The organism is Clostridium chromiireducens, assembly GCF_003575225.1.
GTDB classification, from domain to species: domain Bacteria; phylum Bacillota; class Clostridia; order Clostridiales; family Clostridiaceae; genus Clostridium; species Clostridium chromiireducens.
The window spans coordinates 86401-98144 of record NZ_QXDJ01000010.1; the positions used below are offsets into that span (position 1 = coordinate 86401).

An 11744-nucleotide genomic window follows, 5' to 3' on the forward strand; every position below is an offset into this window, starting at 1 on the left:
TGTATAGACAATAAATACAATATATACAAAGGCTAAGAATATTAATTGTATTTTAACTATTTTTTTATAAGGCATTAATAATATAAACACCATACATTAGGTTTTCAAAGTAATATTAAGATAATATATATTATGAAAACAAAATATATTAAGAGAATAGTAGTATAAGCACCATATAAAGGCATAGCAGTGGAATACATAAAAATAAGAATGTATTAGTTAGATTAGCATTTAATTAATGTAGGATATATTTTGTATAAAAAAAAGAGAGATAAAATAACTCTTTACCTCTCTTTCACTACTTATAGAATAATATTATGCGAAAGTATATAAATAGGAATGCGCATATAATATGTTAAAGTATACTATATGTCAAATGATTAGAACTCGCTTGTTCCTGGAGTTCTAGGGAATGGTATTACGTCCCTAATATTTGTCATACCTGTTATATACATAATTAACCTTTCAAAGCCTAAGCCAAATCCTGCATGTTTAGTTTCGCCGTATTTTCTTAATTCTAGATACCACCAGTAATCTTCTTCAGATAAACTCAATTCAGCCATTCTGCTTTTTAGGACATCTAATCTTTCTTCTCTTTGGCTACCACCTATAATTTCACCAATGCCTGGTACTAGAAGGTCTGTAGCTGCAACTGTTTTGCCATCTTCATTAAGTCTCATATAGAAGGCTTTTATATCTTTAGGATAATCTGTTACGAATAAAGGTTTCTTAAAGTGTTCCTCAGTAAGAAATCTTTCATGTTCTGTTTGTAAGTCTATACCCCAAGTCACAGGATAATCAAATTGCTTTCCACAATTCTGTAGTATATTAACAGCTTCTGTATAAGTAACCCTAGCAAAATCAGATGAAACTACATGATTTAATCTTTCAAGTAATCCTTTATCAACAAATTGATTAAAAAACTCTAATTCTTCTGGACACTCATCCATAACATATTTAATAACATATTTAAGCATATCTTCTGCAAGTTCCATATCGTCTTGTAAGTCAGCAAATGCGATTTCAGGTTCAATCATCCAAAATTCAGCTGCATGTCTTGTGGTATTAGAGTTTTCCGCTCTAAATGTAGGACCGAATGTGTATATATTTCTAAATGCTAGAGCGAAACATTCTCCATTTAATTGACCAGATACAGTAAGGTTAGTTTCCTTGCCAAAAAAATCCTTGCTAAAATCTACATTTCCATCCTTAGTTAATTCAGGAGTTTTAGAATTTAGAGTTGTCACTCTAAACATTTCTCCAGCACCTTCACAATCACTGCCGGTTATTATAGGCGTATGTGTATATACAAAATTCTGATCTTGGAAGAACTTATGGATAGCATAAGCGGCAACAGAACGAACTCTAAAAGTTGCTGCAAAAGCGTTACTTCTAGGTCTTAAATGAGCTATTGTTCTTAAGTATTCAAAAGTATGCCTTTTCTTTTGTAGCGGATAATCTGAATTTGACATACCTTCGATGTTAACACTACTTGCCTGAATCTCAAAGGGCTGCTTTGAATCAGGTGTTGCAACTAGTGTACCAATGACTGAAATTGATGAATTTATAGGCAACTTTGATATTTCCTTAAAATTACTTAGTTTATCATCAATAACTACTTGGATGTTTTTAAAGAAAGAACCATCATTAACTTCAATAAATCCGAATGCATTAGAGGCTCTAAGAGTCCTTATCCAACCTGATATTGTTATCTCCTTTGATAAGAAATTGTCAGTATTTCTATAAAGGCTTCTAACTGAAATTGATTTTGCCATATTATATGACCTCCATTTTTATAATTAATCTTTTGATTAAAATAAAAGTTATGTTAATGAAATGTTTTCATTATACGAAATACTATTAATTTAACCCATTGCGCTTAATAATAAATTGATTTTACAACACTTTCTTAGTGAATGCAACTTAGAGCCTGTCTTTAATTAGATAATAATTTGTAATTTTAAATGCCTAAGTTATAAGTACAATGTAAAATAAATGAAATATTAATAAATTTAATCAATAATATTATATTATTTTCAAGTTCAGCATAAATAAGGCTTTAAAATATACACTTACGAAATAAAAAATAAGCTGTAAATGTTCATAAGAGATATGAATTCATTTGCTACTAAATCTTAATAAAAATAAGATTGTATAAAAAATTCAAAATCTGCTTAGAACATTTCAGCAAATTTATATATATAAGATAACAATAGACGTAATGTCCAAAGAGTAATTCCTTGTAAGGCTTGTCTATTCTAAGCCGTTTTCTAGGCTCTGAATCAATCCATTTGGAAATTCTAGTATAGTCATATCTTTAATAATTCTTTTATAAGCATAAGGTATTTCTTTTATTTGAACTTTCATGCCATCTTCTTTTGTTATAGTTAATATACAATAAGTACTATTTGGTCGGCCAATTTTTGGTTTACCTACACTACCACAATTTATATATACCTTATTTCCGAATTCTTTTATTCCAGGAATATGGGTATGAGCACAAATTAAGACATCCTCATTAAGATCATTCATAATATTTAGAGTATTATCATCATCTTTTAAAAGATATTCATTAATTTTATTTGGGCTTCCATGAACAAATAAAAGATTTTTATTAAGAATATTTAAAGTCAAACTAGTGGATAAATTTTTGAGAAATATTCTGTTCTCCTCTCTTAATTCATTGACGGTCCAAGGGAGAGAGAAACTGTTAATGTGAGTTTCTCTTATGAAAGAATATTCATTATCGACCACAGAGATATCATAATTCCCTTTTATGCAAAGAATATGCCTTCTTCTAATCATTGAAATTACTTCATTGGGATGTGGACCATAGCCAACTAAGTCGCCTAAACAAATAATAGTATCAACTTTTTCAGAATCTATATCTTCTAAGGCATTCATAAGAGCATATACGTTAGCATGAATATCTGAAATTACTGCTATTTTCATAAGCATTCCTCCTATGTTGTTTAAAAAAGTTAAAAATGTTTACTTAAGATTTCAAATAATTTTCTCCAACAATAACTACATCACCAGCACCTACGGTTAGTAATAAGTCACCAGAAGCGAGTTTTGATTTTACATAGTTTAGGGCTTCGTCATGAGAGTGCACATTGGTACAATTTACACCTTTATCCCTTATAGCATCACCTAATTCATCAGAAGATACAAGACTGTTATTTTTCTCACGAGCAGCATAAACGTCCATTAATATAAGTTCATCTGTATCATAGAAACATTCAGTAAACTCATCAAATAAAGCTTTTGTTCTAGTGTAAGTGTGTGGTTGAAAGATGCAAAAAGTTCTATTATGATGAATTTGTTTTGCAGTGCTTAAAGTCGCTTTAATCTCTGTAGGATGATGAGCATAGTCATCTATTACAGTAACACCATTTAATTCACCTTTATATTCAAATCTTTTATGGGCACCTTTGCACTTTGATAATCCTTCAATTATACTATCATAAGAAATATTGAAAATTAATGAAACGCAGATTGAAGCAAGAGCGTTTAATATATTATGCTTACCAGGTACATCTAAAGTTAAGTTAAATAAATATTTATTATCTTTATATACATCAAAGGTTGCACAACCATTTTTATTGAAAACTATGTTCTTTGCAGTAACATTAGCATTATCAGTAAAACCATAGCTTAAAGTATTGCAAGTTGCTTTTAATAACACTTCTTTAACTCTAAAATCATCACAGTAACCCACTAGGTATCCATCATCTGGAATAAGTTTAGAGAATTGTAGGAAGGTATCTGCAATTTCATCTATATCTTTATAACAGTCCAAGTGATCAGCATCGATGTTTAAAATTATTCCTACATAAGGGAAGAATTTTAAGAACGAACGTTTATATTCGCAAGCTTCAGTTAAAAAATATTCACTATTTCCTATTCTAAAATTACCACCTATTGCATCTAACTCGCCTCCAACTAAAATCGTTGGATCTAAATCACCAGCAAGAGTTATATGAGAAAGCATTGATGTACATGTAGTTTTTCCATGTGTACCTGATATAGCTACATTATATTTATGCCCCTTCATAATTTGTCCTAAGAATTCAGCTCTATCCATTAATAAAATATTTTTTTCTTCAGCTTCTAATAATTCAGGATTATCAGATGGTATTGCTGCAGTATAAACTACTAGATCTACGTCTTTAATATTTTCTCTTTTGTGACCTATGTAAATTTCAGCACCTGAAATTCTTAATTTATCAATAATAGGAGAATCTTTAAAGTCTGAACCAGATACTTTAAATCCGCTGTTTAATAGAACAGCAGCAAGTCCGCTCATGCTAATTCCACCAATGCCAATGAAATGAATTTTTTTATCTTTATCTTTTATAAAATTGAAAGACAAATGATCAACTCCTTTAAACTTAATAAAACAAAATATAAAATTATTTTCAACTTAAATTAAATCATTTAGTTTTATACTTTAAATATAATTATATACATTTTTCTGAAAATCAACCATAGGAAAAAGTAAATACACAATATTTTATGCATATTTGATTTATTTGTGAACAGCATATAAACATATATAGTAACTTTATAACTAAAAATATTGATATTAACCTAAATTTAGCATAAAATATGAATATTAAAGCGATTTAATATAAAAAAATTCGTGTAGGAGAATTAATATGGAAAAGTTTACGAGAAATAAGAGGGTAGTTGCCATAACCAAAATTTTATTAGAGAGTCCTAATAAAATACTAGGATTAAATAGGTTTTCAGAATTATTAAATGCAGCAAAATCTACTATAAGTGAAGATATAGTTGTTGTTCGTGAAGTTTTAGAAAAGCTTAAAATGGGTAGAGTTGAAACAATCGCTGGTGTAGCCGGAGGAATAAAATACATTCCACAAAGTGGCGAAGAGGAAAAGAAGGATTTTGCACTAGAAATATGCAGACAATTAAGTGACGATGGAAGAGTTATTCCGGGAAATATAATATACATGACAGATTTAATGTATAATCCGAAAATAATAAGTAAAGCTGGGGTTATGCTTTCATCTTGTTTTCAAGGAAAAGAAGTTAATTATGTAATAACTGTTGAGACTAAAGGGATTCCTTTAGCTTATGAAGTTGCAAGAAACTTAGGCGTACAGTTAGTTATTGCTAGAAGAGATAGCCAGGTGACAGAAGGTCCAACAGTTACAATAAATTATGTATCTGGAAGTAATGGTAGACTTCAACAAATGTCATTATCAAAAAAATCAATGAAGCCTTCTAGTAAATGTATATTTATTGATGATTTTATGAAAGGTGGAGGTACTGCTATTGGAATTAAGGATTTATTAAAGGAATTTGATAGCGAATTAGTCGGAATTGGAGTACTAGTAGATAATAAACAAATTGAAAAAAAATTAATTGACGAATATGTTTCTATAGTAGAATTGAAAGCAGTAGATAAGTCTGCAATCATAGGAATACAACCTTCGAAAATATTTTCTTAAAAACGCTAATGTTCACGTCTGTAATATGTACTAAGATTTTTTTATATGAGCTATACCGTGTTGTCTTTAAAACTTATATTTCAAGGGAGCATTTTAAATTTAATCAGGACAATCTCTTAATTGTATTATTTTATGTAAATTTCCACAAAAAAATAAATTTTTAAGGATTTATCAAATATAAAAAAGGAATTTAGAAATTTGTGGAGAAAATATATAAATATTAAATATTTTTAAAGCAACTGGGAGGGGTGGAGTAAAATGCAAATAACAGACGTTAGAATTAGAAAGATTGCATCAGAAGGTAAAATGAAGGGAATAGTTTCTGTTACATTTGATAATGAATTTGTAATTCACGATATCAAGGTTATAGAAGGACAAATGGGTTTATTTATTGCTATGCCTAGTAGAAAAACACCAGATGGAGAATTCAAGGATATAGCTCACCCAATTAATACAGAAGCAAGGGAAAAAATTCAAACTGCAATTTTAGAAGCTTATGAAAAAGCTATTTCAGAAGAAATTGTAGATGGGGAATAAACTTAGGAACAAAAGGAAGTTTTTATAACTTCCTTTTGTTTTGTATAATATATTTATAGTTGTTATGTAAAACATATTTATAGGCAAATATTAGATTGTTAATAGTTGAAATAAGTATGGCTTTCAAATATAATTAATTTAATATGAATATTTAATACATTATTTAAAGAAATAATCGTATTAATAGAAGGCATATTAATAAAAATAGCAAATCGATGTGTTTGATTAATTTAATTGCAATACAAATTTTTTATATTTTGTAATAGTGGTTATGACATCTTAGATTCGTTATTTATTTCATATAGCTAAATTTAAAAAAAGGTGTGATATTATAATGTATAAATGTGCGTTAGTTTTAGCCGCAGGCCAAGGTAAGAGAATAAAATCAGATTTACCTAAAGTTTTGCATAAAGTATGTGGCAAGGAAATGTTAAAGCATGTTATAGACTCAATAAGAAACTCAGGAATTGATGATATAGATGTAATTGTAGGTAAAGGTGCTGAAATTGTAAAAGAGAGAACATTAGATAAAAATGTAGTATATTCATTACAAGCTGAGCAGCTAGGTACTGGGCATGCAGTTAAGTGTGCTAATGAATTTTTAAGAGATAAAAAAGGAGTAGTCGCAATATTTGCAGGTGACACTCCTTTAATAAAGCAATCAACCATAGAGAAATTATTTAATGATCATATTGAAAATAAAAATGCTGCGACTATCCTGACTTCACTAGTAGAGGATCCAACAGGCTATGGAAGAATTGTACGTGACGATAATAATCAAGTTTTGAAAATAGTTGAACACAAGGATTGTAATGAAGAAGAACTTAAAATTAATGAAATGAATACTGCAATTTACTGTTTTAACATTGAATTATTAGTAAATGCTTTAGAAAAAATAAATAATAATAACCAACAAGGGGAATATTACCTTACAGATGTAATAGAAATATTAAAATCCCAAGGAAATCAAGTTGGAGCAGTTGTAACTGAGTATGAAGAGACTATAGGAGTGAATTCAAGAGTTCAGTTAGCAGAGGCAGAAGAGATTTTAAAAGATAGAATAAATCTTAAGCATATGGAAAATGGAGTTACGTTAATCGATCCTAAAACTACATATATAGGAGTTGATGTTGTAATAGGAAAAGATACAATAATATACCCTAACAATATCATAGAGGGTAATACAGAGATAGGGGATAATTGTTTAATTTATCAGAATTGCAGAATATCAGATAGTACTATTGGAAATGGAGTAGAAATTCAATCATCAGTTGTACTAGATAGTAATGTTGGTGACAATACTACAGTTGGACCTTTTGCGTATATAAGACCTGAATCTACAATAGGTAGGAATGCAAGAATTGGGGATTTTGTAGAAATAAAGAAATCAACAATAGGGGATGGAACTAAAGTATCTCACCTAACTTATATAGGAGACGCAGAGGTTGGTTCAGAATGTAATTTTGGATGTGGAACTGTAGTTGTAAATTACGATGGAAAAAACAAGCATAAGACTATCATTGGAGATCATAGCTTTATAGGCTGTAATACTAATCTTGTATCACCTGTCAAAATTCACGATAATACGTATATTGCAGCAGGTTCTACTATTACATCGGAAGTTAATGAAGGCGATCTTGCTGTTGCAAGGGCTAAACAAAGAAATATTAAGGGATGGGTAGAGAAAAAAGGATTAAAAAAGTAATAGTTTCAGCAATGAATCAGCCAAAATTTTAAGGAGGTCTTCTTGATTATGATAACTCATGGGAGAAATATAAAAGTATTTACTGGGAATTCGCATCCACAACTTGCTCAAAATATAGCTGATATACTAGGAGTTCCGGTAGGAAAGTCTAAAGTTTCAACGTTCAGTGATGGAGAAATATCTGTGGATATTAATGAAACTGTTAGAGGAAACGATGTATTTATAGTGCAATCCACGTCTGCACCTGTTAATAATAATCTGATGGAATTATTAATTATGATAGATGCATTTAAGAGAGCATCTGCAGGTAGAATAACAGCGGTTATTCCATACTATGGATATGCAAGGCAGGATAGGAAGGTGAAGTCTAGGGATCCTATAACTGCTAAGCTAGTTGCAGATTTGCTAACGGCGGCAGGAGCAAACAGAGTATTAACTATGGATTTACATGCTTCCCAGATTCAAGGATACTTTAATATTCCAGTTGATCATTTACTTGGAGCACCAATACTTGCACAACATTTTATATCAATGGGATTAGTAGATCAAAAAGATGTTGTGGTAGTTTCACCAGACTTAGGAAGTGTAACTAGAGCAAGAAAGTTTGCAGATAATCTGCATGCACCGATTGCGATTATAGATAAGAGAAGACCAAAAGCAAATGTTTCAGAGATAATGAATATTATAGGTGATATTGAAGGCAAAAGATGTATATTAATTGATGATATGATTGATACTGCAGGAACTATAGCAAACGCAGCAAATGCACTTAAAGACTTAGGGGCTAAGAATGTTTACGCATGTTGTACCCACGGAGTATTATCAGGACCAGCAATGGATAGGATAAACGAATCGGCAATTGAAGAATTGGTGATGTTAAATACAATTCCTCTAAAAGAAGACAGAAATAATAGTAAGATCCTATCAATTTCGGTTGCTCCATTGTTTGCAGAAGCAATAAAGAGAATTTATGATGATCAACCGATAAGTAAGTTATTTGAATGTCACCAATAATTTAGGCATGGATACATTTAAGGAACATTATTAAAATAAAACAGAATGTATATTTATTCTTATATATTATAGAGTAAATATATATTCTATTTTTTATAAGTAAAGTAAATTTAACAGTATAGATTAGTAAACATATAAGAATTCATATTATATATTTAACTGAAATATAATTAGTAATTACTTGGTTAATTATTATCAAAATATTAGCTTTAGTAGATACTTATATATTTCTTTGTTTGCTATAAAAAGTAAATAAATTATGCTATATTAGGATATGAATAATATGCATATAATGCAAGGAGGAAAAGTATTGGAAGGAGTTACAAACAAGGTATTAATTGTAGATGATGATGAAAACATTAGTGAAGTAATCGATATGTACTTAAAGAGCTCTGGATATAGCACAAAGATAGCTCTGAATGGTAAAGATGCTCAAGAATTATATTTAGATTATAATCCAGATATTGTTTTACTTGATGTTATGATACCTTACATAGATGGAATCGATGTATTAAAGTGGATAAGAAAACAGAAGGAAACGCCAGTTATAATGATTACAGCAAAAGGGGATACCTTTGATAAGGTCTTAGCATTAGAAATTGGTGCTGATGATTATATTGTAAAACCTTTTGAGCCTAAAGAGTTATTAGCAAGGGTTAAAGCAGTATTAAGAAGATATTCTTCAGAACATATAAAGAATGAAATAATAAAATTAAGCGATTTATCAATAGATTCAACTTCATATAAAGTAATGTATAACGGAGAAGAAATAAAAATGCCACCAAAAGAATTTGAATTATTATATTACTTAGCGAATAATAAAAATAAGGTTTTTACAAGAGAACAACTACTTTGTGAAGTTTGGGGATATGACTATCCAGGGGATTCTAGAACAGTAGATGTGCATATTAAGAGATTAAGAGAGAAATTAAGTGGTGGAGAGCAGTGGGAAATACAAACTGTATGGGGTGTTGGATATAAATTTGAGGTGAACTAAATGAAATGTGGAAGTCTGCTTCAAAAATTAATAATGACATTTATAATAATATTGACCATTGTATTGGTTTCTTTAGCATGGATATTATCTATGTGGTTTAGAATTACCTACTTTGCAGAAAAAAGAACACAGTTTGCGCAAGATGGAGAGTATATATCGAAGGCAGTTAAGATATATAATATTCAACAGAATCAAATCGAATTAGATAAACTTCAGGGAATAGTAAATATGTCCAGTGTTGGAGCCAATGCAGATATAATCATTACAGATAAATCAGGTCGTATATATTTAGATTCTAAAATTGAAAGCAGGGCAAATGGTGAGGAGAAACCAAATATTTCAGATAAAAACATGAGAGATTTGGTTAGTGGAGCCCCATTAGAATATATTAGTGATCGTTATACTTATATATACCCAATAATAGAACAGGACGAGTTTCAAGGGTATGTAGCAATGACAGCTCCATTATCAATAATAAGCAAGCAGCTGCATAGAATTTATTTAATCATATGGATATCAGCATTGTGTGCTATGGTTTTTGCTTCAGTAGTTTTATCTTTGGTTTCTAAAAAAATATTGATTAACCCTTTAGCTGAAATAAATAATGCTGCCAAAAGATTTGCTAATGGAGAAGTTAATAAAAGAGTTTATGTAGAGTCACAAGATGAAATTGGTGAATTAGCTAATTCTTTTAATATAATGGCTGAATCTTTAGAAAAGGTTGAAAATAATAGAAGAGATTTTATTTCTAATGTTTCTCATGAGTTAAGATCACCTATTACATCTATAAAAGGATTCATTGCAGGGATAATTGATGGGGTGATTCCAAAAGATAAAGAGGGATATTATTTAGATATAGTTTATAGTGAGATACACAGATTAACGCGATTGATTAATGATTTGTTAGATTTATCAGCCATTGAATCGGGAAAGTTAAAATTCGATATAAAAAAAATTAACATAAATGAATTAATTAGACTTTGTGTATTAAACAATGAACAAAATATAAAAGAAAAAGGTATAAAGTTAAAAATAGATTTGCAAAATGATAATTGCTATGTTAAAGCCGATGAAGATAAAACCATGCAGGTCTTAACTAATTTACTGGATAATGCTGTTAAGTATTGTGGAAATAATGGATTTGTAAAAATAAGCACATACTATAAAGGTAATAAAGTTTTTATAGCAATATATAATAATGGACCTAAGATCACAGAAGAAGAGATAAGAAATATATGGACTAGATTTTACAAATCAGACAAATCTAGAACAAATAAAGTAAGCACTGGGCTTGGATTACCTATAGTTAGGATGATACTTATGCAGCAAGGTGAAGAAGTATGGGTTAAAAATGATCCTGATATAGGTGTTACATTTACATTCTCGCTTACAAAGTATAAGAATAAAAAAGATAAGTATCAAAGGAGGAAGGAATAGAATGTTTTTAATAGTAGGCCTTGGAAATCCGGGGAGGGAGTATGAAGATACACGACATAATATTGGTTTCAACGTTATTGATAGTATTGCTAAAGAGTATAATATTGAAATAAATAGGCAAAAATTTAAAGGTATATGTGGAGAAGGCTTTATTGAAGGAAAAAAGGTTATGCTCCTAAAGCCTACTACGTATATGAATTTAAGCGGAGAAAGCATAAGAGAAGTAGTGGATTTTTATAATCTTGATAGCAATGAAGTCTTAGTTATATATGATGATATTAGTTTAGAAGTAGGAACATTAAGAATAAGAGAAAAAGGTAGTGCGGGTGGGCATAATGGTATTAAGAGCATCATAGCGCACCTTGGTAGTGATGTTTTTCCTAGGATAAAAGTAGGCGTAGGACAACCTAATGGTGACCTAGTTAAACATGTATTAGGTAAGTTTACAAAAGAGGAAATGGTTATTTTGAACCAAAGTATTGAGATTTCAACAAAGGCAAGTGTTGAAATAATAAAGAACAACACTAAGGTGGCTATGAATCAATTTAATGGATTCAAAGCAAATACAACAGTTTAA

10 protein-coding genes are annotated in these 11744 nt (G+C 29.8%); 7 read left to right on the forward strand and 3 right to left on the reverse strand.

The genetic code is table 11. The annotated features are described in order from the left end of the window. Nucleotides 1-380: 380 nt before the first annotated feature. The 3 genes from asnS to murC all read right to left on the reverse strand — a co-directional run bounded on the left by asnS (nucleotide 381) and on the right by murC (nucleotide 4375). A complete protein-coding gene (gene asnS, locus D2A34_RS25325; protein ID WP_079438581.1) occupies nucleotides 381-1775 on the reverse strand; it encodes an asparagine--tRNA ligase in 1395 nt (464 codons plus the stop codon). Between the two features lie 478 nt (nucleotides 1776-2253). Then, nucleotides 2254-2952 carry a metallophosphoesterase family protein gene (locus tag D2A34_RS25330; RefSeq protein ID WP_079438582.1) on the reverse strand — a complete coding sequence of 233 codons (699 nt, stop codon included), beginning with the start codon at nucleotides 2950-2952 and terminating at the stop codon, nucleotides 2254-2256. Between the two features lie 43 nt (nucleotides 2953-2995). Further along, nucleotides 2996-4375 (reverse strand): UDP-N-acetylmuramate--L-alanine ligase, encoded by a 1380-nt coding sequence (murC, locus tag D2A34_RS25335; RefSeq protein ID WP_079438583.1) that lies wholly within the window; start codon nucleotides 4373-4375, stop codon nucleotides 2996-2998. A 286-nt stretch (nucleotides 4376-4661) separates the two neighbouring features. Here murC and purR point away from each other — a divergent pair, with 286 nt between their 5' ends. From purR to pth, 7 genes are all read left to right on the forward strand, one after another. Beyond that, nucleotides 4662-5477 (forward strand): pur operon repressor, encoded by an 816-nt coding sequence (purR, locus tag D2A34_RS25340; RefSeq protein ID WP_079438584.1) that lies wholly within the window; start codon nucleotides 4662-4664, stop codon nucleotides 5475-5477. A 258-nt stretch (nucleotides 5478-5735) separates the two neighbouring features. Next, the gene (spoVG, locus tag D2A34_RS25345) at nucleotides 5736-6014 is read left to right on the forward strand and encodes a septation regulator SpoVG (RefSeq protein WP_079438585.1); all 279 of its coding nucleotides are present in this window, start codon (nucleotides 5736-5738) and stop codon (nucleotides 6012-6014) included. Nucleotides 6015-6348: 334 nt separating this feature from the next. Further along, a complete protein-coding gene (glmU, locus tag D2A34_RS25350; RefSeq protein ID WP_079438586.1) occupies nucleotides 6349-7719 on the forward strand; it encodes a bifunctional UDP-N-acetylglucosamine diphosphorylase/glucosamine-1-phosphate N-acetyltransferase GlmU in 1371 nt (456 codons plus the stop codon). A gap of 48 nt (nucleotides 7720-7767) precedes the next feature. Continuing rightward, nucleotides 7768-8733 carry a ribose-phosphate diphosphokinase gene (locus D2A34_RS25355; protein ID WP_079438587.1) on the forward strand — a complete coding sequence of 322 codons (966 nt, stop codon included), beginning with the start codon at nucleotides 7768-7770 and terminating at the stop codon, nucleotides 8731-8733. 310 nt (nucleotides 8734-9043) lie between these two features. Next, complete coding sequence (locus tag D2A34_RS25360; protein WP_079438611.1) at nucleotides 9044-9730, forward strand: response regulator transcription factor; 687 nt, start codon at nucleotides 9044-9046, stop codon at nucleotides 9728-9730. Continuing rightward, a complete protein-coding gene (locus D2A34_RS25365) occupies nucleotides 9731-11167 on the forward strand; it encodes a sensor histidine kinase (protein ID WP_079438588.1) in 1437 nt (478 codons plus the stop codon). A 1-nt stretch (nucleotide 11168) separates the two neighbouring features. Then, nucleotides 11169-11744 (forward strand): aminoacyl-tRNA hydrolase, encoded by a 576-nt coding sequence (pth, locus tag D2A34_RS25370; protein WP_079438589.1) that lies wholly within the window; start codon nucleotides 11169-11171, stop codon nucleotides 11742-11744.